A 21,875-nucleotide genomic window follows, 5' to 3' on the forward strand; every position below is an offset into this window, starting at 1 on the left:
ACGGGCCGGTTTCCCGGCCCGCAAGGAGTTACGCCAGGTGCGGCGCGATCGTTTGGCAGGCGTCCATCAGGCCGCGTACCGAGGCGACCGACTTTTCGAACTGCGCCTTCTCGTCGCCGATCAGCTCGATCTCGATCACGCGCTCGACGCCGCCGGCGCCGATGACGCAAGGCACGCCGACATAGAGGTCCTTCTGGCCGTACTCGCCGGTCAAGGCGACGGCGCAAGGCAGCACGCGCTTCTTGTCCTTGAGGTAGCTCTCGGCCATCTCGATGGCGGAGGAGGCCGGGGCGTAGAAGGCCGAGCCCGTCTTCAAGAGGCCGACGATCTCGGCGCCGCCGTCACGGGTGCGCTGGACGATTTCTTCCAGGCGCTCGGCCGAGATCCAGCCCATCTTGACGAGATCGGTCAGCGGAATGCCGGCCACCGTCGAATAGCGCGTCAGCGGCACCATGGTGTCGCCGTGGCCGCCGAGCACGAAGGCGGTCACGTCGTTGACGGAAACCTTGAACTCGTCGGCGAGGAAGGTACGGAAACGGCCGGAATCCAAAACGCCGGCCATGCCGACGACCTTGTTCTTCGGCAGGCCAGAGAACTTCTGCAGCGCCCAGACCATCGCGTCGAGCGGGTTGGTGATGCAGATCACGAAGGCGTCGGGCGCGTATTTCGCGATGCCGGCGCCGACCTGCTCCATGACCTTCAGGTTGATGCCGAGCAGATCGTCGCGGCTCATGCCGGGCTTGCGCGGAACGCCCGCGGTGACAATGCAGACGTCCGCGCCAGCGATGCCGGCATAGTCGTTAACGCCGGAGAGACGGGCATCGAAGCCTTCGACCGGGCCGGACTGCGAAATGTCGAGCGCCTTGCCCTGCGGCGTGCCTTCCGCGATGTCGAACATCACGATGTCGCCGAGTTCCTTGAGCGAGGCGAGATGGGCGAGCGTGCCGCCGATCATGCCGGAGCCGATGAGTGCGATCTTGTTGCGGGCCATGTTGTCCTTCGTCGTCCTGGTTTGGCCGGGTCCGGAACCGAAGGCGCCGGGCTCACGCGGGGACCGTTCGACGCGGAGGACAAGAACGTCCGGCGTGCCGAAAGGCGATAGGTCTCTCGGGAGAGGCGCGCCGCCAGGCCTGCCGCAGCGGCATTCCCGGTCGGGCGCACAGAGGTGGCACTCCCGTACACGCGAAAGGGCATAAAGCTGTCGCCGCCATTTTTCAACTCTTCGCAGTGCACTATAGCATTTTCAAACGGTTAGAACCTCCGGCACTTACGTAAACGGAAGAGTGTTTCGTGAGGGAGATCAATGCCAACGCGTGCTGTGCCGCTGAAAAGAAAAATTCATCGACATCCCCAATCGCACGATAGGAGATTTCGCGTGGAGCGCCGCGGTGTGACCGGGGTCTTAACCCAGCCGTTCGAGCGTCCTCGGCCATGGGCATCCGGGGAAGGACTGCGGCAAAGCCTTCAGCTTTGCCGGTCAGAAAACCGCGGACACCGCGGGTTTCGCCTTGCCGTGGCGGGCGACGGCCTCGGCCGCAAGACGCTGGTCACGGCGGCGGACACCGCGCTCAACCGCGCCAAAAGCCCTGGCCGCAACCGCGGCGACCTGGCGGATCCGCCGGCAGTGCCCGGTGCCGACTTGCGTCAGGACCCGGTGGGCGCGGCGCTTTGGGCGCCACCGGCGGCGAGATAGTCGGCCGAGCGCATCTCGGTCAGCCGCGAAATGGTGCGGGCGAACTCGAAGGCCTCGGTTCCCCGCGACGCCGTGTAGAGCGCCTCGACCGGCGCCTCGGCCGAGATCACCACGCGCCGGCCGGAATCGTAGAGCGCGTCGATCAGCGTGATGAAGCGCTTGGCCTCGTTGCGCTCGGCCTCCGCCATCACCGGCACCCGGTCGAGCATCACGGTGTGGAACCGCCGGGCGATGGCGAGATAGTCCTGCGCGCCGAGCGGCAGCCGCAGCAGCTGGTCGAAGCTGAAGCGCGCGGCGCCGTTGCCCGCGGCCGGCACCGGTACGATCCGCCCCTTCACCGACAGCGAGGCCGGTGCCGGCTTCTGTCCGGCGAGGAGCACCTGCCAGGCGGCGTCCATCCGCGCATCCGTCTCGGGCCCGAGCGGCGTGATGTAGAGGTTCTCTTCGCCGATCGCCGCCAGCCGGTAGTCCTCGGCGGCATCGAGACGGATGATGTCGACATGCAGCTTGAGCTCGTCGACGAAGGGCAGGAAGAGACCCCGGTTCAGGCCGTCGCGGTAGAGATCGTCCGGCGCGACATTGGAGGTGGCAACCAGCACCACGCCTTCCGCAAACATCGCCTTGAACAGCCGCGACAGGATCATCGCGTCGGCGACGTCGGTCACCGAGAACTCGTCGAAGCAGAGCAGTCTTGCGGTCTTGGCGAGATCGCTTGCCACCGGCGGCATCGGGTCGTCGCCCTTGGCCGTGCCCGCCTTCACCGCGTCGCGGTGGGCGCCGATCCGCTCGTGCACCTCGGCCATGAAGGCATGGAAATGCACCCGGCGCTTCGGCGCGACGGTCGCCGAGCGAAAGAACATGTCCATGATCATCGTCTTGCCGCGGCCGACCTCGCCATGGATGTAGACGCCGCGCACCGCTTCCGCCGGCTTCGACTTGCCGAACAGCCAGCCGAGCGCGCTCTGCTTGGAGGCAAGCGTCGTCGCCGACAGCGCCTTCTCCAGCCCGTCGAGCCGGTTCGCCAGCGCCGTCTGCGCCGGATCCGCCTCGATCTCGCCGGTCTCGATCATCCGATCAAGCGCCGCCCTGACCGGACCGGGACGCTGGCGGGTCGGTGCGGGGGCTGGGGTCATGATGGAACTCGGATGCTGGAAGGAGGCAAGGATTGGCTTGAACAGAAGACAAACCCCTGAAACGAAGCCGCCTCCCTCAATGTCGTCATCCCGGGCCTGACCCGGGATGACGACGTTTCAGATGATGCAGCAGGCCTGCCGGCACTCGTTCTGGAAGGGCTAGGCGCTCAGAGCCTCTCGGCGAGACGGTCGCGCACCCTCGCCTGTGCCCTTCAGCTTACCGGTAAAGGCTGATCGACTGGCCGCCGGTGGTCGATCCGTCATACCGCGTGCCGCCGGAATTGTTCAGGCTGGCGACGGTCGAGCCGCTGGAATCCTTCAGCACGACCTGGCTGCCGGAGACGTCCCAGGCGGAGACGTCGGCGACCTGGCCGGGGCAACCGCGGGAGGCCGCGCGGTAGCCGCCGGTCCACTTGGTCAGCGCCATGAAGATCTGGCAGTTGCCACCGCCCGACGACACCTTCCAGGCGCCGACGAGGCCTTCGCGCGTCACCGGTCCGGCCGAGGCGGTCTGGACCGGGGCCGTTGCGGCCGGCGTTCCAGGCGTCGCTGCGGGCGGGGTCTCGGTCGGCATGGTGGTGGAAACCGGCGGCGGCGGGGCCGGCGGCGGCGGCAGCTGGCTCGAGGCCACCTGGCCGGTCGGCGCCGGCCGCAGTGGCGACAGGCTGCTATTGTCGCTCGCCGGCGACATCGAGCGCGTGCAGCCCGAGGCTGCCAGCAGCAATGCGAGCACGGCTCCGGTCTTGATCATCGGCGTCATCTTTTGGCTTTCCCCTGGCATGGACCCGCCGCCTCGGCTGGCCCATCATGCCCCTAACCCATTTCGCCGCGATGCGATCCCGAGCGGACCGCACGTTCCGACAGTTCGGACCTGCCATCCCATCGGATCGGATGCGACGCTGGCCCCGAACCGCCGTTCACGGCGGAGAGGAGCCGCTTTTTTAGTTAAAGCGGAGCTTTGCCGGGCTTCGCAAGCCGAAATGCGTTCCACCGGCGTGCAATTCGGGCCCGCTGTGGCTTTGTCGACAAGTTTAAGCATTTCGCCGGCCGGCCGAGGGACAAGGCCGGCGAAGGGGGGATGGCCCGCCCTATTCCGGGATCACGTCGACCATCGGGCGCTGGAAATCGCCGGTCTCGTCGTCCATCGCCCAGAGCTCGCCGGTCGAGATGTCGAACCAGGCGCCGTGCAGCGTCAGCGTGCCATCTGCCTCGCCGGCCGCGACATAGGGGAAGCGGCGCAAGTTCTGCAGCGAGAAGCGGATCGAGATCCGCTCCAGCGCGGTCTGGCGCTCGCCGGCGGTCATCAGCCCGTTGGCCATCACCACCTTGGCCGGCTCCTCGACCATGCTCATCCACTTGCCGATGAAGTCGCCCGGCGAGAGCGGCGTCATGTCCGGCGTCAGCGCGGCCTTGATGCCGCCGCAGCGGCCGTGGCCGAGCACCACGATGTGCTTCACCTTCAGCGCCTGTACGCCAAATTCGAGCGCCGCCGAGGTCGCGTGGTAGTCGCCGTCGGGCGCATAGGGCGGCACGAGGTTGGCGACGTTGCGGATGACGAAAAGCTCGCCCGGTGCGGCGTCGAAGATCGTCTCGGGCGCGGCGCGCGAGTCGCAGCAGGCGATCACCAGCGTCTCCGGCACCTGGCCCTCCCGGGCAAGGCTGCGATAGCGCTGCTCCTCGGACTGGTAGCGCCCGGTCATGAAGGCCTTGTGGCCGGCGAGAAGGTGGTCGGGAATAAGGCTCATGGGGTTTTCCTACCGCATTGCACTCTGGCCTTCAACGGATCGGCTGCGCCGGCGCCCCCGAGGCTCCCGGGGCTCACCATGAGCCATACGGGTCTTCCGCTTCTCCGGGCCGCGTTTGTCTTTTTCGTGGAACCCGCGCCGTTTCCTGACGGCCGGTCCGCTCTGCCGGTAACGCCAGCACCGGGCCTCTCCCGAAAGGTCAGTCGGCTGCAAAACACGCTACGCCCAGATCGCGATCGGCAGGCCCCTCGCATCGCGCTCCGGCGGATCGGGATGCGGCACGGCCTCTCCGCGGGCGTGCCGCTCTGCGACGAGGAGCAGCACGGCGGCATCGAGAAAATCGTCCTGCGCCGCCCCTGCCGGCGCCGGCTCGTACAGAAAACCCCGCGGCAGGCCGGCGGCGATCAAGAGCCGCCGACGATCCTGCATGCCCACCGGGTTCACCCGGCCCATCAGCTTCTTCGAGCTCGCCAGCGCCGCGCCGCCGTTCAGCCGGGCGAAGGCGAGTTCCGGATGGCTCTCGATCACCGTCTCGGCCCTCAGCGGCTCGGCCGCGAGCCGGCGGTCGATCTCGAGGATCCGCGGAAACAGCGAGAATCCCTGGATCGAGATCCGGCGCGGCGGGTGCGACAGCCGGGCGGCGATGCTGCAGGCCGCCTGATGCGCCTCGAGACGGTGCAGTTCGGAGCGGAACGGCCCGCCGCCCGCCTCGACGGCCGCTCGCGCGGGGATGGAGAACACGCTCGCCTGCCGCTCGCCGAGCAGCGGCCGCACCGCCTTCTCCGCCGCACGGCCCGCGCCCTCGATCCGCTCCGGCAGACCGATCGGCATGTCCACCGCGATCACCGCATCCGCCGGCAAGGCGTCGAGGAGAAAGTCGAAGCGCGGAAACACCCGCGCCACCAGCTGCGGCCAGCGCGCGTCGACCGGGTCGGCATCCCCCGGCAATCGGCCGATCACCGCGATCCAGCCGGCCCGGCAGGCGTCGACGCCGGCAATGCAGCGGGCCTCGCCCCCGGCCGGCGCCGGACTGGCGCCGGAAGCGTCCGGTCCCGCCGGCATCAGGCGCGCCGGTCGCTCGACGGCAGCACCAGACGGCGCATCTGTACCATCGCCATCGGGTGTTTCAGGCTCTCGGCATCGGTCTCCAGCGTCAGCTCGTCCGCGCCGCGCTTGGTGGTCCGGGCGAGGATTTCGTAGACCGCCGCCGTCGCCGTCTGCAGCGCCTTCTCCGACGTCGCACCCGACAGCATCCGCGCCAAAAAGACCGCGCCGGTGAGGTCGCCGAGCCCGTTCGGCACGTTGGCGATCTCGCGGTGCTCGGCGAGCAGCGCCTGGTAGCCGTCCACCATCAGATTGCCGATGCCGCCCTTCAGCAGCGGAAAGGCCGAGGTCACCACCACGATCGCCGGTCCGAGCGCGCTCGCCGCCTCGATCAGGTGCGCATTGCTGGAGAACTCCATGCCGGTGAGGAACTCCAGCTCGAAGCGGTTGGGCGTCGCGATGTCGGCGAGCGGCATCAGCCGGTCGCGGATGCCGGCCAGCGTTGCCTCCGGCTGGTAGAGCCGGCCGCCATCGCCGGTGACGGGGTCGAGCAAATAGAGCGCCTGCGGATTGGCCTTCTTCACCGCCTCGATCAGCCGTGCCACCGGCTCGATCTGGGCGGGATCGCCGAAATAGCCGGTGATGACGGCGCCGACCTCGGCGAGCCAGGGCGAGCCCGCGAGATCGTCGACCATGCCGGCGAAATCCTCCGCGGGCGGGACGATGCGGGTCGAGGGCCCGTGCCCGGGGTGCCAGGGCAGCGTCACCGTCGGCACCGACCAGACGGGAAAGCCGAGCGATTCCAGCGCCAGCACTACGGCGCGGTTGCCGACCGTGCCGCGCGCCACATGGCTCGAGATCGAGATGACGGCCGGCCGGTCCTGGCGGGCGGTGGAGGTCTGGCTCATGGTGATCAGCCCGCCAGGAAGGTGAAGATGAGCCAGGCGGCCATCGCGACGAAGGCGATGAGCCCGAGGATCCGCCCGATCCGTGTGCCCAGCACCTCGATCGGGTCCGCCGGATCGGCGTCGACGGCCGACAGATGCGCGGAGACGTTGGTCAGCAGTCGGTTGGCGCCCGCGCCGATCTGCGGCTCGGTCTCTTGCGACACCCGCCGCAGAATGGTTTCGGCCTCGCGCTGGCGGGCGGCGTCGCGCGGGTCGTCTCGGGTCTGGCTCATGCCGGGAGCGTGACCGAAAAGCCGGCCGAGAACAAGCCGCACGGCAGGAAGCGCAGGTGCATCCTTCGCGCTGCAACCTGTCCGTCATCACGGCCGCGTGCTACACGGGGTGAACAACGCTCCGGAGCCGACGATGAAGATGCTTGCGAAAACCCTCGCCGTGCTGGCGCTGCTCCTGCCGGTGCTCGCCGGCTGCGGCGTCAACAACATCCCGACCTATGAGGAACAGGCCAAGGCCGCCTGGAGCCAGGTGCAGAACCAGTACCAGCGCCGCGCCGACCTGATCCCGAACCTCGTCGAGACCGTCAAGGGCTTCGCCGCCCAGGAAAAGGAAGTGCTGACCGCGGTGGTCGAGGCCCGTGCCAAGGCGACTGCGACCAACATCGACGCCAGCCAGCTCTCCGATCCCGCCGCCGTGCAGAAATTCCAGGCGGCACAGGGCGAGCTCTCTGGCGCGCTGTCGCGCCTCCTCGTCACCGTCGAGGCCTATCCGGACCTCAAATCCAACGCGAACTTTCTGGCCCTGCAGAGCCAGCTCGAAGGCACCGAGAACCGCATCTCGGTCGCCCGGCGCGACTACATCGAGGCGGTCCGCGTCTACAACACCGAGCTGAAGACCGTCCCCGGCTCCTGGTTCGCCAGCTGGTTCTATCCCGAATCGAAGCCGATGGAGACGTTCGCGGCGGAACCCACCGCCAGCCAGCCGCCGACGGTCAAGTTCAACTGAGATGACGGCGGTCGGCGCGCACACCGGGCCCCTCCGCCCGGCGACGGCGAGCGTCAGGGCGTTCGGCTGGACAGCCGTGCGCGCCCGGCTGGCGCCGCTGCCGCTCGTCCTGCTCCTCCTTGCCCTCGCGGTCGCGGCCCTCCTCTCGCCCGCCTCCGCCCAGACCTTGCCGCCGCTCACCGGCCGCGTCGTCGATACCGCCGGCCTGCTCGATGCCGCCACCCGGAGCGCGCTCGACGCGGAACTCGCCGCCTTCGAGCGCAGCTCCTCCGACCAGGTCGTCGTCGCCACCGTGCCGGACCTCCAGGGCGAGGCGATCGAGGAGTTCGGCGTCAAGCTCGCCCGCGCCTGGAAGCTCGGCCAGGCGGGCGAGGACAATGGCGTGCTGCTCCTCGTCTCCCGTGATGACCGCAAGGTGCGGATCGAGGTCGGCTATGGCCTCGAGGGCACGCTCACCGACGCGCTGAGCCAGGTCATCATCCAGGAGGACATCCTCCCCGCCTTCCGCGCCGGCGACTATCCCGGCGGCATCCGGAAAGGCGCGAGCGGCATCCTGAAAGTGCTCTCGGGCGACGCCGCCGAACTGCAGGCGCGCGCCGACCGCAATGCCAGCCGCGCCACCGACGAGGGCACGCCGACCGAGACCCTCCTCTTCATGGGCATTTTCGTCCTCGTCTGGCTCGTCGTCCTCGGCGGCGGGGTGATGGTCATGCTCGCCCGCCGCTTCGGGCAGAAGGTCGGCCCGAACCGCTGGCGCTGGCTCGGCATGGTCTGGACTCTCGCCGCCGCCAGCCGCTCGTCCGGCCGGGGCGGCCTCGGGGGCGGCGGCTTCGGCGGTGGCGGTGGTTTTGGCGGCGGCTCGTCGGGCGGCGGCTTTTCCGGCGGCGGCGGTTCTTTCGGCGGCGGAGGCTCGTCCGGCTCATGGTAGGCTTCACCCCGGCAGAACACGCCCGCATCGCCGCCGCCATCGGCCGCGCCGAGACGGCCACTTCCGGCGAGATCTTCGCCGTGCTCGCCCGCGAGAGCGACGGCTATTTCTTTCCCTCGGCCTTCGCCGCCCTCGCCCTCTCGCTCCTGGCCGGCCTCCTCACCAGCCTCGCCGCACTCCTGTCCGGTGTCCATCTCCCGGCCTTCGCGCTGGAGGCGGTGCAGACCCTTGGCGCCGTGGCGATCCTCCTCGCCCTCGGCGTCTTTCCGGCCCTCCGCCTGATGCTGGTGCCCGCCGGCCTCAAGACCGAGCGCAGCCACAGGATGGCGATGGCGCAGTTCATGGCGCACAACCTCCATGCCACCGAGGCCCGCACCGGCATCCTGATCTTCGTCTCCGCCGCCGAGCACCATGCCGAGGTCGTTGCCGACGCCGGCATCCACGCCAAGGTGCCGCAGGCCGAGTGGGACGCCATCGTCGTGACCCTTACCGAGGCCGCGCGCGCCGACCGGCTGGCCGACGGCTTCGTCGAGGCGATCGCCGCCGCCGGCCGGCTTCTCGCCGCGCACTTCCCCGCCGGAACCGAAAACCCCAACGAGCTGCCCGACCGGCTGGTCGAGCTCTAGCAGCGCTCCCGCGCGCGGCGGCGGCTGCCCCCTCCGCGGAGGGCCGGCAGCGGACACCGCGGTCGGCGAAAGTATGAGCCGCCCTCGGCTGGACCCTTCGCCGGCTTGCTCCTAAGTTGGCCGCAAACGCACCGGCGCGTCACGCCGGCGCACCACGGCCGCCGACGGCCGGGAACAGGCGGGGAGGCCATCATGACGACGATCGCTGTCAAGGACGAGTGGAAGCAAGGCGCCCTCCTGTCGGATGCCGATTACAACGCCTGGTACGCCCGGAGCATCAGCGACCCCGACGGCTTCTGGGGCGAGAAGGCGCAGGCGATCGACTGGATCACCCCCTTCACCAAGGTGCAGAACACCTCCTTCGAGCCCGGCAATGTCTCGATCAAATGGTTCGAGGACGGCACGCTCAACGTCTCCGCCAACTGCCTCGACCGGCACCTCGAAACCCGCGGCGACCAGACCGCGATCCTCTTCGAGGGCGACGACCCCGCGGATTCGCGCGCCATCACCTACCGCGAGGCGCACGCCGAGGTCTGCCGCATGGCGAACGTCCTGAAGGCGCGCGGCGTCGAGAAGGGCGACCGCGTCACCCTCTACATGCCGATGATCCCGGAGGCCGCCTTCGCCATGCTCGCCTGCGCCCGGATCGGCGCGATCCACTCCGTCGTCTTCGGCGGCTTTTCGCCGGATGCGCTCGGCGGCCGCCTTGCCGGCGCCGGTTCTTCCGTCCTCATCACCGCCGACGAGGGCAAGCGCGGCGGCAAGACCGTGCCGCTGAAGAAGAACGCCGACCGCGCCATCGCCATCGCCGAGAAGCACGGGCAGACAATCGAGACCGTGCTCGTCGTCCGGCGCACCGGCGGCGAGATCGCCATGCAGGACGGCCGCGACATCTGGTGGCACGAGGCCCGCGAGACCGTCGAGCCCGTCTGCGCGCCCGAGCCGATGGGCGCAGAGGACCCGCTGTTCATCCTCTACACCTCCGGCTCGACCGGCCAGCCGAAAGGCGTGCTGCACACCTCCGGCGGCTACCTCGTCTATGCCGCGATGACGCATAAATACGTCTTCGACCTCCGCGAAGGCGACGTCTACTGGTGCACCGCCGATGTCGGCTGGGTCACCGGCCACAGCTACATCGTCTACGGCCCGCTCGCCAACGGCGCGACAACGCTGATGTTCGAGGGCGTGCCGAACTATCCCGACGCCTCGCGCTTCTGGCAGGTGATCGACAAGCACCAGGTCAACATCTTCTACACCGCCCCCACCGCCATCCGCGCTTTGATGGGCGCCGGCGACGGCCCGGTGACGAAGACCTCGCGCAAAAGCCTGCGGGTGCTCGGCTCGGTCGGCGAGCCGATCAACCCGGAAGCCTGGAACTGGTACTACAAGGTCGTCGGCGAGGAGCGCTGCCCGATCGTCGACACCTGGTGGCAGACCGAGACCGGCGGCATCCTCATCACCCCGCTGCCCGGCGCCACCGCGCTGAAGCCGGGCTCGGCCACCCGCCCGTTCTTCGGCGTCGTCCCCGAGCTCGTCGACAACGAGGGCGCTGTGCTCGAGGGCGCTACCGAGGGCAATCTCTGCCTCACCACCAGCTGGCCCGGCCAGATGCGCACCGTCTTCGGCGACCACGAGCGCTTCGAGCAGACCTATTTCTCGACCTATCCCGGCAAGTATTTCACCGGCGACGGCGCAAGGCGCGACGCGGACGGCTATTTCTGGATCACCGGCCGCGTCGACGACGTCATCAACGTCTCCGGCCATCGCATGGGCACGGCCGAGGTGGAATCCGCCCTCGTCGCCCACCCGAAGGTCTCGGAAGCCGCCGTCGTCGGCTATCCCCACGACATTAAGGGCCAAGGCATCTACGCCTATGTCACGCTGATGTCGGGCATCGAGCCCTCCGAGGAACTGCGCAAGGAGCTCGTCGCGCACGTGCGCAACGAGATCGGCCCGATCGCCTCCCCCGACCGCATCCAGTTCTCCCCGGGCCTGCCAAAAACCCGCTCCGGCAAGATCATGCGCCGAATCCTGCGCAAGATCGCCGAGGACGATTTCTCCGCCCTCGGCGACACCTCGACCCTCGCCGACCCTGCCGTGGTCGACGACCTCATCGACAACCGCCAGAACAAGAAGGGCTGAGATGCGGATAGGGCGCCGGACCCCACAAGCGACATAAGATTTCCCGCTGAGGCTTATGCGCATGCACACTCCGGCGCCCAATCCGGCCTGCTTCCGCTCCTGCTCCGGACGATCCGTCATCCCGGCTTGAGTCTGCACCTCGTTCGGGATGCTGCAAACCTTCGCGCTTCGTCATCCCGGACTTGATCTCCGCGAAACCATCGGTTTCGCTGGGATCCATGCCAAGCCGTTAAAACACGCTCTGTCCGGTCGACATTCCCGTTCTGAGGCGGACCATTTGGACGAGCGCGGAGGAATGGATCCCGGGTCAAGCCCGGGATGACGGGACTGAGGCGTTGTGCCGTCGCAGGAACTCGAGCCGTCAACCTTCGGCGGCTAAGCGCGAATGGGTAACCGAGCGCGCTGACGCCCGCTTACGCACACCGCAGTCGCAAGCCCGGCGTCCCTGTGACATTTTGCCTTTTGCCTCAGCGCCTTGCCCCAATCTGACGTTTTTGCCGGCAGCCTCTTGCCGTGCCGCGATTCCAGTCCCATACTTTCTCTCGTGTTCAACGCAGTGAAAGGAGGTGATCCAATGTCGAGTGATTTCCAAATGCCGGCTGGGTCTTTGTATCGCGGTGTTTCGGTGGAGCAGTCTCCTTCTCACGCCTAAGATATGCGGGCAGGGTCCGACGACCCCCGGCATGAAAGACTTCACGGGGCCGTTTCTCTCAGGAGAAACGGCCTTTTGTGTTTGGTGGCGTAATCGGTTTTCGTTCGTGTCGTCCGGCAATGCATTGCCGAATTGACGATCTCCTCCAGAGGGCCCACCATTTCCCGAACGAAGAGGGCGAGGTCATGCGCATTTCCCTTACCGATGCGGCTGAGCGGCTGCCTGACCTCGTCCAATATGCCGAAGCAGGCATCGAGATCATCCTCACCCGAAGGGGGGAGCCGGCGGTGAGGCTGGTGGCTGTCGGCCTCGACAGCCCGCGTCCTTTCGCAACCCTTGAGGAAAAACGCGAGGCGCTGGACGCTGCGCGGCAGTTCGGCCGGTCACGGCCAAAACCGGAAACAAGTGCTGCTCGCAGCCAGGACTTTCTCTATGACGAGGACGGGATGCCGGGATGATCGTCGTCGACACGTCGGCCTTGCTCTCTATTCTCCAGGACGAGGCAGATGCCAATGACATCGCCGAGGTGCTGAAGGCCGAGGCGCAGATCCTGATGTCGGCCGCAACGTTGGCGGAAGCCCTCATCGTCGCTGGACGCCGCAACAGCGGCAGGGAGATGGCGGAACTGATCGGGCGCCTGAAGATCGATATCGTACCTGTCTCGCCACTATCGGCAACCCGTGTTGCGGAAGCCTACCGCCGCTGGGGCAAGGGCCAGCACCCGGCTCGCCTGAACTTCGGCGATTGCTTCGCCTACGAACTCGCCGATGCGAATGCCTGTCCTCTCCTGTTCATCGGCAACGACTTCGCCCAGACCGACATCACCGCCGCCTTCCCCGCCTGACTCCCATCCCTCACCGATACAGATCCGCCCGCGTCGGCGGCAGGCCCGACGGCCCGCGCTTGCGCTTGCTGGCCAGCGTCTGGTGGATCGACACCGTCCCCCGCTCGAAGGCGATCGAGCAGCCGGCGAGATAGACCAGCCAAAGCCGCGTCTTCGCCTCGCCGACCTCCACCACCGCTTCGTCGTAGCGGGCGAGCAGCCGGTCGTGCCAGTGCCGGCAGGTGCGCTGGTAATGCTCGCGCAGGCCCTCGACGTCGGCGATCTCGAAGCCGTGCTGCTCCATCTGCCGGACCGTGTTGCCGATGTTGTCGAGCTCGCCGCCGGGAAAAATGTATTTCGTCAGCAAAGCGAATTCCGGCCGCTTCCGCTTGAACACTTTGTCCGTACGCTTGGCCGGCCGGGTGATGGCGTGGTTGAGGAAGAGCCCGTCCTTCGCCAGCACCTTGCGCACGGTCTTGTAATAGGTCGCCATGTTGTCGAGGCCGACATGCTCCTGGAAGCCGACCGAGACGACCTTGTCGAACTTGCCCTCGACGGTGGAATAGTCGCGCAGCTGGACCGAAACGCGGTCCTCCAGCCCCAGCCGCTTCACCTTCGCCTGGGCCAGCGTCACTTGCTCCTCCGACAGCGAGACGCCGGTCGCGGTGACGCCGTAATGCGTTGCGGCATAGCAGACGAGCGCGCCCCAGCCGCAGCCGATGTCGAGCAGCCTGTCGCCGGGCTTCAGGCGCAGCTTGCGGCAGATCAGCTCCAGCTTGTCCTGCTGCATCTGTTCGAGATCATTATTCCAATCGGTGGCGTAGCCGCAGGAGTAGAGCATCTCGGTGTCGAGGAAGAGCGCGTAGAAGGCGTTGGAGACGTCGTAGTGATAGGCGATGTTCTCCTTGTTCTCGGTGGGGCTGCCATCGCTGGGGCGTTCGTCCTTCACGGTCTCCAGCGGCCAGGGCCCGCCGCGCGGCAAGAGCAGGAACTTCAGCGCCAGCTTCACCGCGGCGCCCTTGTCCAGCGTCTTGCGGAAATCGCGGGTCTTCACCGTCGGCTTCTGGCGGACGAGGTCGAACAGCGTGCCGCCGGCGATGTCGATGCGCTTGGCGACCCAGAGGTTGGCGAGGGTGTCGAGCGTCGGACGGCGGGCGAGAGCCGCCACCACGTTCTCGTCGCCGATCACCACGGTAAGGCTTTTGGCGCCGAGGTTCTCCGGCACGGTCGAGCCGTCCCAGAGCCGGAAGCCCAGCGTCAGCCCCAGCTTCTCCCGGGCATGCCCGATGAACCCGCGGAACGCCCGCACCCGCCTTGCCTTGGCATCCATGTCCCGCTCCTTGCTCGGTCGTCCGAGGCTACGCTGCCACCAGCGCCGCTGTCACGGCGCAGCGGAGCAAAACAGTGCGGCAGTATCTGCCGTGCATTGTCTCACGTGAAACATTCCAGATGCCGAAGGGTTGTCTCTTCAGACAATTTGCCGCAAAGCCAGACTTTCTCGGCCAGACAAGGACGATCTCGTGCGCGTCTCGACCCTCCTCCTCGCTTCCCTCCTGATCGCCGGGCCCGCCGCCGCGCAAGGCACGGATTCTGCCGTTCCGCCGCTCGATGGCGGCGTGACCCTCGATGGCGGCAGCCCGCCAGCGTCGGGAAATGCCGGCGCGACTCTTCCGCCCGATCTCGCTTTGCCGGACGGCCTGCCGCAGACCGACGGCACCGCCATCGACGAAGGCGCCTCGCAAGGGACGATGCCGGCCAACCGCATGCCCTCGGGACCCGAACTCCTGCCCGGCATGCTCGACAGCCAGATTCAGAAATGCTGGTCGATGCCGGTGATGAAGGGCGATCCCGGCGAGGGCGGCATTGCCCGCATCCGGGTGAAGCTGCTGCCGGACGGCAATCTCGAAGGGCAGCCGATGATGATGGACAAGCCGGCCGGGCCAAAGGGGCTGGTGTTTGCCGAAAGCGCCGCGCGCGCCATCGTCAAATGCGCGCCCTACAAGCTGCCGCCCGAGAGTTACGAGTCCTGGAAGGACATCACGCTTTACTTCGACACGCTGGATTTCTGAACCGCCGGACCGATCAGGCGCCGGTGCACCAGTCGCGCCGCGCCTTGCCTTGATAGGGCGCGACGAGGCCCTCGCGCAGCAGGACCGCCCCGACGTCGGCATGGCCCGCCGCCGACATCTCGGCCAGCACGCGGCCGAAATACTTGTCGCCGGAGACATTGCTGATCGTCACCGCGCCGCCCGCCAGCAGCGAGGCCAGCCGCGCCTTGGCGACCCCGGCCGCCTGTCTCTCCGCGTCGCACTTGCCCGACATCTCCGGCGCGTCGATGCCGCGCAGCCGGACGGCGACGGCCACCGTCTGTTGCGGCCAGATATGCGCCGTCACCTCCACCGTGTCGCCATCCCGCACCTTCACCACCTCCGCCGTGATCGGCCCGCTGATCGCGTCGTCGCGGGCATGGCTGGTGGCGCTAGCGACGAGGAGCAGCGCGAGAGCGGGAAGAAGGCGGAGCATGGACATTAGGGTATCCGGAGTAGACGTGAGATCATTTTCCTATCACGGCGAGGCCGGCAGGTCAATGTTCCCTATAGCATCAGCGTCAGACTGGAGACTGTCCGGGGTCCATCGCAAAGGGTGTGCAGATTAATGCCAGCCTGGCGCGGTCGGGAGCCGGAGAGGCGCTCCGCCCCCTGATAGGACGAGATAGCAAGGATGCACCGCGCCGCCGGCCATCGCCAGCTTGATCTCCATGTAGCTGAACATGGCCGCGTCAAACTTCCGCCGCGGTGTGCCAGCAAGCGGCCTCCCGTCCTCCCCCGGAGTCTCCCGACGTGCCTGTTCTCTCCCGCTCTCTCGGTCTCGGCCTCGCCGCAGCGCTTCTCCTCGCGCTCAGTGCCTGCGCCAGCCGTCCGCCCGCCGGCCCGACCACCGCGATCGCCATCGACAGCAAAGCCGCGCTGGCCTCGGTCAACGCTTTCCGCGCCGAGCATAAGCTCGCGGCGCTGAAGACCGACGAGCGGCTGATGCGCGTGGCCGCCCGCCAGTCGGCGGCGATGGCGGCACGCGACACCATGGACCACGCGGTAAGCGGCCGGTTGGACAGCCGGATCGAGGCCGAGGGCTATCGCTGGTCGACGATCGCCGAGAACATCGGCAAGATCTACGCGGACTATCCCCGCGCCATGGCCGGCTGGATCGCCTCGCCGCACCACCGCGCCAACCTCCTCAACCCCGCAATGACCGAGATCGGCTTCGCCGGCGCCCGCACCGCCAACGGCCGCACCTACTGGACCCAGGTCTTCGCCGCCCCGAGCGCCGCCGGCCGCTAGCGTCGCCGAGCCTCGGGCCGGAAAACTCTGATGGCGGAACGGCGACAGCGACGCCGGCCTTCTTAGCCCCTTAGGAAACAGAGCGTCGGGCGATAAGGAAAAGCGCGGACGGCGGGAGAACGCGCTGTCCCGTTATCCTGCAAGGACGGCGCAACCCTCATCCCGTTGCCGCGACCTTCTCCCCACAGGGGAGAAGAAAGCAGCGTCAGCGTGATGCGGCCTAAAAGGCACCGCGTTCTTCGCCCCTCCGGTGAGAAGTGGCCGGCAGGCCGATGAGGGGAGCGGCGGTACCGGAAAGACGCGCCGACACGCATTACTGCAAGGCCTGCGCCTGACCTTGAAGGGCTCCTCGCCAATGATTTTAACCCGCGCGAAGCGGCCGCTAAAGTTTCAGCCTGCGCTTCGTCTGACGACATCGATCATGATTGAGGTCTTCGCCGCTGAGACGTCGTTGTGTGTTCCCGCTGATACCTGAGTGAGCAAGCAGAATGCGCCGACGGGGGAAGATAGCTCCCCTCCCTGCCCGGCGCAGGATGCCCTCGATTTTACGCCCGCCTCAAAAATCCGAGATGATGCCGTTCTTTTCCCAGTCGCCGTAGCGGACCGGTTCCGGCCCGCCGCGGCCGCCTTGTTCCGGCGGCAGGGCCGCAGCCTCGGCCGCCCGGCGGCGCGCCTCGGCCTCGGCCAGCGCGCGTTCAGCGGCGGGCGTCAGCGGGCGGGCGGAGGGCGTCTCGGTTTCCGTGGGTGCCACCACGGCAGCGGGCTCGGCAATTTCGTTGGACATGGATCGTCTCGCAAAGGGCAGATCGGCCGGGCGGCGGCCCGCACGATGTGCTATGGCCGGTGATGTAGCGATTTTTCCGGCGATTGGCAGGCCCGCTCGGCAATCGGCCCGGCCAACCCCGGTGGCCGCTGACTGCCGCCTGCCGCCGCGCAAGGCTGGAAGATTGAACGAAACGCCGATCATCCCCACGTCGCAGGGGACAGCTGCGATGGGCGGCGGGATGCGAGGAGCACGAGAGAACCCATGAACACGATGAAGACGGCGATGCTGATCGCCTTCATGACCGCCCTGTTCATAGGCATCGGCCTCCTCCTCGGCGGCAAGGGTGGCATGCTCATTGCGCTGGGCGTCGCCGTGGTGATGAACCTCTGGTCCTACTGGAACGCCGACAAGATGGTGCTGCGCATGAACAATGCGCAGGAGGTTGACGCCCGCACGGCGCCGGAATTCTACCATCTGGTGGAGCGGCTCGCCGCCAATGCCGGCCTGCCGATGCCGAAGGTCTACCTCATCGACGAGGACCAGCCGAACGCCTTCGCCACCGGCCGCAACCCGCAGAACGCCGCGGTCGCCGCGACGACGGGCCTTTTGCGCCGCCTCAGCCAGGACGAAGTCGCCGGCGTGATGGCGCACGAACTCGCCCATGTCGAGAACCGCGACACGCTGATCATGACGATCACCGCGACGCTCGCCGGCGCGATCTCTATGCTCGGCAATTTCGCTATGTTTTCCGGCGGCAACGACAACCGCAACCCGCTCGGCTTCATCGGCGTCATCGCGGCCATGATCATCGCGCCGTTCGCGGCCATGCTGGTGCAGATGGCAATCTCGCGCACCCGCGAATATGCCGCCGACCGGCGCGGCGCGGAAATCTCTGGCTCGCCTCTGTCGCTCGCCTCGGCGCTGCAGAAGATCGCCAGTAATCACAGCGTCAACGAGCGGGCGGAACGCAGCCCGGCCATGGCGCACATGTTCATCATCAATCCTCTGAGTGGCCAACGCATGGATAGCCTTTTCTCGACCCACCCCGACACCGGCAACCGCATCGCCGCGCTGCAGGCGATGACCGACATCGGCTCCGGCCCGCGCGTCAGCCAGCCGGCCCGGGCCGAGCGCGTCACCGACGGCGCCGCCCCCGGCCCCTGGTCGCGCGGTGCCGATCGTCGCGCGCCGGATGCCGGCAAGGCCAAGGGGCCATGGGGTTGACCGGCCAGCGCCGCGGCGGCAATTTCGACGCAACCAGATCCGCCCCCCGCAAGAAGCCTTTGCCTGGCAAGGGCCCGAGCACCTATGTCAAGCCGCTGACGAACGGCCCCGGCGGCGGCTTCACGCCCGACGGCTATTCTGCCGGCGACCGGCCGGGCCTCGGCGCGCGGCTGGTGGCGGCCAAGCTCCTCTCGGCCATCGTCGACCAGAAGACCTCGGCCGACGGCGTGCTGGACCCGCGCGGCGGCCATCCCGGCTTCCGAGCGCTGGAGATCCGCGACCAGGGCCTCGTCAAGGCGATCATTCTCACGGCGCTGCGCTTTCGCGGCACCATCGAGCGGGCGCTCGACCGCTGCCTCGACCGGCCGCTGCCGCCGAACGCGGCGTCGCTGCGCCACATCCTGCATGTCGGTGCCGCGCAGATCCTCTTCCTCGACGTGCCGGATTCGGCCGCCGTCGATCTCGCGGTCGCTGCCGCCAACGTCGATTCCCGCAGCCAGCGTTTCGGCGGCATGGTCAATGCCGTATTGCGCCGCCTGTCGCGCGAGAAGGAGGCGATGGCCGTCGTCTCGAAGCCCGGCGAGAACATGCCGGACTGGCTGATGGCGCGGCTTGTCGAGGCCTATGGCAAGGAGACCGCCCAGGCGATCGCCCTCTCCCACCTCACCCCGCCGCCGCTCGACCTCACCGTCAAGGGCGATCCGGCCGAATGGGCCGAGAAGCTCGGCGGCACGGCGCTCCCGACCGGCACCGTCCGGCTCGGCGATTTCGACGGCCCGGTGACCGGCCTGCCCGGTTTCGAGACCGGCGAATGGTGGGTGCAGGACGCCGCCGCCGCGCTTCCCGCCAAACTCCTTGGCGACCTCACCGGCCTCCGCGTCGCCGACGTCTGCGCCGCCCCCGGCGGCAAGACGGCGCAGCTGATCATGGCCGGGGCCAAGGTCACCGCACTCGACATCAACGCCAACCGGATGAAGCGGCTGAAGGACAATCTCTTCCGCCTCGGCCTCGAGGCGGAGACCGAAGTGGTCGACCTCGCGGCCTATGAGCCTGCGGAGCCCTTTGACGCCATCCTCGTCGACGCGCCTTGCTCGTCCACCGGCACCATCCGCCGCCATCCCGACGTCGCCTACACCAAGGACGCCGCCGAGGTGGAGAAGCTCGCCGGCGTCCAGGCCCGCCTCCTGCGCGCCGCCGCCGCGATCCTGAAGCCGGGCGGGCGCATGGTCTTCTCCAACTGCTCGCTCGACCCCTCGGAAGGCGAGGACGTGGTCGCCGCCTTCCTCGCGGAAACGCCAGGTTTTGCCGTCGACCCCATCCTCCCCGCCGAAATGCCGGGTCTTGAAACGGCGATCGACGCCCGCGGCATGCTGCGCACGACGCCCGCCATGCTGCCCAACCCGGTCGCCAAGCTTTCCGGCCTCGACGGCTTCTTCGCCGCGCGGCTGCGCAAGGCCTGATGCCAATTGGTGGCATGGGCTTGAAACCCCGGAGGGCGGGCTCGGTGGAGGGGCAACCTCTGGAAGATATCGCCGAGCTCTCACGCTCGTCATCCTCGCCGAAGGCGGGGACCCATGCCGTCGCGGAGAGGGCAACTTCATCGGTTGACCTCCTCCTCCTCCGGGGCGGTAAAGGAAGCGGATAGGCATGGGTCCCCGCGCTGCGCGCGAGGATGACGACCGCTGGGAGGTTGCGTCGTGCCGACGGACAGGAAAACGCAAGTTCAAGGTTGGAAAGCTGCGGCGGCGGCCCCCAAAACCAAAAAGGCCCCCGCCTCTCCCGAACGGAGATGCGAAGGCCCTCTGGCAGCCGTACCGAACGGCCACTTACCACTGAATAAGCCGGCTTACTTCTTCTTGTCGGTGCCGCTCTGCGGGGCCGCGAACTTGCCGGGTACCGTCATCGGCGCCGCTGCCTTGGTCTTGTCGGCCTTCGGCTTGCGGGTTTCCTTGTTGCTGCGCATCTGACCTTTGGCCATGACCGTTTCCTCTTGGTTGTCGATGGCCGAGCCTACAGCATTGGCCGGACGAGCGGAATTGATTTCAGCCGGGCGGTATAGGCAATGCCGCAGGCTGCGGACCTTGCGAAGACAGCCTTTCCCGGCAGGAGGCCTGCGCGAGCGGTGGCGTCTGCGTCCTTGCCCGAAAACCCGGCAAAGCGCCCTAGCCCGACTCCCGGCATCGATCGCGGACAAGGCGGCGGAAGCGTGGAGCGTGGCGGCCGTTTATTTCGGCAGAAGCCGAGTTCACCGCACCGCAGGATGCTCTAGGGTCGCGCCGGTCCGCCGCGACGCCAACCTGCAAGAGAACCGCCATGCCTTCGAGACTAACCCTTCCCGCGTCACCGCTCCGGCAGAAGGCGATCTGGGGCTGGATGATGTTCGACGTCGCCGCCCAGCCCTTCTTCACCGTCGTCATCACCTTCGTCTTCGGCCCCTATCTCGTCTCTGAGATGGCGCGCGATCCGGCGGCGGGACAGGCGGCCTGGGGCCTTGCCGCAGCGGCTGCGGCGGTGCTCGTCGCGCTGTTCTCGCCGTTTCTCGGCGCCGTCGCCGACCGCGCCGGGCGGCGCAAACCCTGGATCGCGGGCTTTGCCCTCGTGAAGATCCTCGCCCTCCTGGCGCTCTGGACGGCCGCGCCCGGCACCAGCCTCCTCGCCGCGCTGGCACTTCTGGTCCTTGCGCAAGTGGCGGCGGAGTTCTCGATCGTCTTCAACGATGCGATGATCCCGCGCCTCGTTCCGCCAGCCTCGATCGGCCGCGTCTCCAACGTCGCCTGGGGTCTCGGCTATCTCGGCGGCATGGTGTTTCTGGCGCTGACGCTGGCGCTCCTCGCGGCCAGCCCCGAGACCGGGCTGACGCTTGCCGGCATCCCGCCGCTGTTCGGCCTCGACCCGGCGCTCGGCGAGGGCGCCCGCGCCACGGCGCCGCTCGCCGGCCTCTGGTATCTCGTCTTCATCCTGCCGATGTTCCTGTTCACCCCGGACGCATCGGCGCGCGAGGCGATCGGCCCGGCCATCCGCGCGGCCCTCGGCGATCTCGTCGGCACCTTTCGCGAAGCGCGCACGCGCCAGCCGCTGTTCCGCTTCCTCCTCGCGCGGATGGCCTACCAGGACGGCGTCAACGCCCTCCTGGTGCTCGGCGGGGCGTTCGCCGCCGGCATGTTCGGCTGGTCGGTCACCGAGACCGGCCTCTTCGGCATCCTCCTCAACGTCGCCGCCATTCTCGGCTGCCTCGCCGCCGGCCGCTTCGAGGCGCGGCTCGGCTCCAAACGGGTGATCGTCATCTCGGTGCTCTGCCTGACGCTGGCGACGCTCGGCATCGTCTCGACCGGACGGGATTCGGGGCTGTTCGGCCTTCTCGCCTGGCCGTCGGCAGACGGCGGCACCGGGCTGTTCGCCAGCCCCGCCGAGCACGCCTATCTCGGCTGGGGCGTGCTGATCGGGCTGGCCTTCGGCCCGGTCCAGGCCTCTTCGCGGGCATGGCTCGCGCAGTCCGTCAGCCCCGAGGAGGCCGGGCGCTATTTCGGCCTCTACTCCCTGACGGGCCGCGCGACGTCGTTCCTCGCCACGCTTTCCGTCGCCGGACTGACGCTGCTCGCCGCAGAATGGACCGCACCCGAAAACGCCGCCCGCATCGGCATGTCGGCGCTCCTCGTCTTCTTTGCGATCGGGCTGGCGCTGCTCTGGCGTACGCCGGGACCGACGACCCGCTCCGCCAAACTGTAGAAACGCAAGATGAAGGGTGGAATTACCAAGCGTAAAGCATAGTGACGATCACCGGCCGGCAGGAATCGATGGCGGAGATGTCGGAGAGTTATTTAACTTCCCTAGGATAATAGCCACCTACCCTTAGG

Annotated in this window: 22 protein-coding genes; 11 read left to right on the forward strand and 11 right to left on the reverse strand. The window is 67.9% G+C overall.

Annotated elements, in window-relative coordinates; translation table 11 throughout:
• Nucleotides 1-28: 28 nt before the first annotated feature.
• The 7 genes from mdh to ACZLZY_RS22755 all read right to left on the reverse strand — a co-directional run bounded on the left by mdh (nucleotide 29) and on the right by ACZLZY_RS22755 (nucleotide 6,795).
• Nucleotides 29-991: a malate dehydrogenase gene (mdh, locus tag ACZLZY_RS22725; protein WP_472936342.1), complete on the reverse strand. Its 963-nt coding sequence runs from the start codon at nucleotides 989-991 to the stop codon at nucleotides 29-31.
• Nucleotides 992-1,644: 653 nt separating this feature from the next.
• A complete protein-coding gene (gene zapE / locus ACZLZY_RS22730; RefSeq protein ID WP_472936343.1) occupies nucleotides 1,645-2,826 on the reverse strand; it encodes a cell division protein ZapE in 1,182 nt (393 codons plus the stop codon).
• 217 nt (nucleotides 2,827-3,043) lie between these two features.
• Nucleotides 3,044-3,586, reverse strand: coding sequence for a protease inhibitor Inh/omp19 family protein (locus ACZLZY_RS22735; protein WP_472936344.1), 543 nt, complete (start codon nucleotides 3,584-3,586; stop codon nucleotides 3,044-3,046).
• 328 nt (nucleotides 3,587-3,914) lie between these two features.
• Nucleotides 3,915-4,571: a carbonic anhydrase gene (locus ACZLZY_RS22740; RefSeq protein WP_472936345.1), complete on the reverse strand. Its 657-nt coding sequence runs from the start codon at nucleotides 4,569-4,571 to the stop codon at nucleotides 3,915-3,917.
• Between the two features lie 219 nt (nucleotides 4,572-4,790).
• Nucleotides 4,791-5,633, reverse strand: coding sequence for a DUF429 domain-containing protein (locus ACZLZY_RS22745; protein ID WP_472936346.1), 843 nt, complete (start codon nucleotides 5,631-5,633; stop codon nucleotides 4,791-4,793).
• Complete coding sequence (pdxY, locus tag ACZLZY_RS22750; protein ID WP_472936347.1) at nucleotides 5,633-6,523, reverse strand: pyridoxal kinase PdxY; 891 nt, start codon at nucleotides 6,521-6,523, stop codon at nucleotides 5,633-5,635. Before pdxY ends, ACZLZY_RS22745 begins: the two co-directional genes overlap by 1 nt.
• Before the next feature lie 5 nt (nucleotides 6,524-6,528).
• Nucleotides 6,529-6,795 carry a hypothetical protein gene (locus ACZLZY_RS22755; RefSeq protein ID WP_472936348.1) on the reverse strand — a complete coding sequence of 89 codons (267 nt, stop codon included), beginning with the start codon at nucleotides 6,793-6,795 and terminating at the stop codon, nucleotides 6,529-6,531.
• 133 nt (nucleotides 6,796-6,928) lie between these two features.
• On the opposite strand from ACZLZY_RS22755, the gene ACZLZY_RS22760 reads away from it, so the two are divergent.
• The 6 genes from ACZLZY_RS22760 (at nucleotide 6,929) to ACZLZY_RS22785 (ending at nucleotide 12,714) form a co-directional block, all read left to right on the forward strand.
• Entirely contained in the window at nucleotides 6,929-7,522 is a 594-nt protein-coding gene (locus ACZLZY_RS22760; protein ID WP_472936349.1) for a LemA family protein, read from the forward strand.
• A 1-nt stretch (nucleotide 7,523) separates the two neighbouring features.
• On the forward strand, nucleotides 7,524-8,450 hold the full coding sequence (locus tag ACZLZY_RS22765) for a TPM domain-containing protein (RefSeq protein ID WP_472936350.1): 927 nt from the start codon (nucleotides 7,524-7,526) through the stop codon (nucleotides 8,448-8,450).
• A complete protein-coding gene (locus ACZLZY_RS22770) occupies nucleotides 8,444-9,076 on the forward strand; it encodes a TPM domain-containing protein (protein WP_472936351.1) in 633 nt (210 codons plus the stop codon). The genes ACZLZY_RS22765 and ACZLZY_RS22770 overlap by 7 nt, the downstream gene beginning before the upstream one ends.
• A 192-nt stretch (nucleotides 9,077-9,268) precedes the next feature.
• Nucleotides 9,269-11,218 (forward strand): acetate--CoA ligase, encoded by a 1,950-nt coding sequence (gene acs / locus ACZLZY_RS22775; protein WP_472936352.1) that lies wholly within the window; start codon nucleotides 9,269-9,271, stop codon nucleotides 11,216-11,218.
• Between the two features lie 837 nt (nucleotides 11,219-12,055).
• The gene (locus ACZLZY_RS22780; RefSeq protein ID WP_472936353.1) at nucleotides 12,056-12,328 is read left to right on the forward strand and encodes a type II toxin-antitoxin system Phd/YefM family antitoxin; all 273 of its coding nucleotides are present in this window, start codon (nucleotides 12,056-12,058) and stop codon (nucleotides 12,326-12,328) included.
• On the forward strand, nucleotides 12,325-12,714 hold the full coding sequence (locus ACZLZY_RS22785) for a type II toxin-antitoxin system VapC family toxin (RefSeq protein ID WP_472936354.1): 390 nt from the start codon (nucleotides 12,325-12,327) through the stop codon (nucleotides 12,712-12,714). The genes ACZLZY_RS22780 and ACZLZY_RS22785 overlap by 4 nt, the downstream gene beginning before the upstream one ends.
• A 10-nt stretch (nucleotides 12,715-12,724) precedes the next feature.
• Here ACZLZY_RS22785 and ACZLZY_RS22790 read toward each other — a convergent pair whose 3' ends face one another.
• The gene (locus ACZLZY_RS22790; RefSeq protein WP_472936355.1) at nucleotides 12,725-14,023 is read right to left on the reverse strand and encodes a class I SAM-dependent methyltransferase; all 1,299 of its coding nucleotides are present in this window, start codon (nucleotides 14,021-14,023) and stop codon (nucleotides 12,725-12,727) included.
• A 190-nt stretch (nucleotides 14,024-14,213) separates the two neighbouring features.
• On the opposite strand from ACZLZY_RS22790, the gene tolA reads away from it, so the two are divergent.
• Complete coding sequence (tolA, locus tag ACZLZY_RS22795) at nucleotides 14,214-14,762, forward strand: cell envelope integrity protein TolA (RefSeq protein ID WP_472936356.1); 549 nt, start codon at nucleotides 14,214-14,216, stop codon at nucleotides 14,760-14,762.
• A gap of 13 nt (nucleotides 14,763-14,775) precedes the next feature.
• Here tolA and ACZLZY_RS22800 read toward each other — a convergent pair whose 3' ends face one another.
• Entirely contained in the window at nucleotides 14,776-15,222 is a 447-nt protein-coding gene (locus tag ACZLZY_RS22800; protein ID WP_472936357.1) for a thermonuclease family protein, read from the reverse strand.
• Nucleotides 15,223-15,533: 311 nt separating this feature from the next.
• Here ACZLZY_RS22800 and ACZLZY_RS22805 point away from each other — a divergent pair, with 311 nt between their 5' ends.
• Nucleotides 15,534-16,031, forward strand: coding sequence for a CAP domain-containing protein (locus ACZLZY_RS22805; RefSeq protein WP_472936358.1), 498 nt, complete (start codon nucleotides 15,534-15,536; stop codon nucleotides 16,029-16,031).
• Nucleotides 16,032-16,587: 556 nt separating this feature from the next.
• On the opposite strand, the gene ACZLZY_RS22810 is transcribed toward ACZLZY_RS22805, so the two are convergent.
• Nucleotides 16,588-16,815, reverse strand: coding sequence for a DUF1674 domain-containing protein (locus ACZLZY_RS22810; RefSeq protein WP_472936359.1), 228 nt, complete (start codon nucleotides 16,813-16,815; stop codon nucleotides 16,588-16,590).
• A 243-nt stretch (nucleotides 16,816-17,058) separates the two neighbouring features.
• Here ACZLZY_RS22810 and htpX point away from each other — a divergent pair, with 243 nt between their 5' ends.
• Both htpX and ACZLZY_RS22820 read left to right on the forward strand, forming a co-directional pair.
• Nucleotides 17,059-18,021, forward strand: coding sequence for a zinc metalloprotease HtpX (htpX, locus tag ACZLZY_RS22815; protein ID WP_472936360.1), 963 nt, complete (start codon nucleotides 17,059-17,061; stop codon nucleotides 18,019-18,021).
• The gene (locus ACZLZY_RS22820) at nucleotides 18,012-19,481 is read left to right on the forward strand and encodes an RsmB/NOP family class I SAM-dependent RNA methyltransferase (RefSeq protein WP_472936361.1); all 1,470 of its coding nucleotides are present in this window, start codon (nucleotides 18,012-18,014) and stop codon (nucleotides 19,479-19,481) included. The genes htpX and ACZLZY_RS22820 overlap by 10 nt, the downstream gene beginning before the upstream one ends.
• A 386-nt stretch (nucleotides 19,482-19,867) precedes the next feature.
• On the opposite strand, the gene ACZLZY_RS22825 is transcribed toward ACZLZY_RS22820, so the two are convergent.
• Complete coding sequence (locus ACZLZY_RS22825; RefSeq protein WP_472936362.1) at nucleotides 19,868-19,999, reverse strand: hypothetical protein; 132 nt, start codon at nucleotides 19,997-19,999, stop codon at nucleotides 19,868-19,870.
• A 335-nt stretch (nucleotides 20,000-20,334) separates the two neighbouring features.
• Here ACZLZY_RS22825 and ACZLZY_RS22830 point away from each other — a divergent pair, with 335 nt between their 5' ends.
• Nucleotides 20,335-21,747: an MFS transporter gene (locus tag ACZLZY_RS22830; RefSeq protein ID WP_472936363.1), complete on the forward strand. Its 1,413-nt coding sequence runs from the start codon at nucleotides 20,335-20,337 to the stop codon at nucleotides 21,745-21,747.
• Nucleotides 21,748-21,875 lie beyond the last annotated feature (128 nt).

The sequence above is a fragment of the Mesocryomonas lacus genome, from assembly GCF_055730135.2.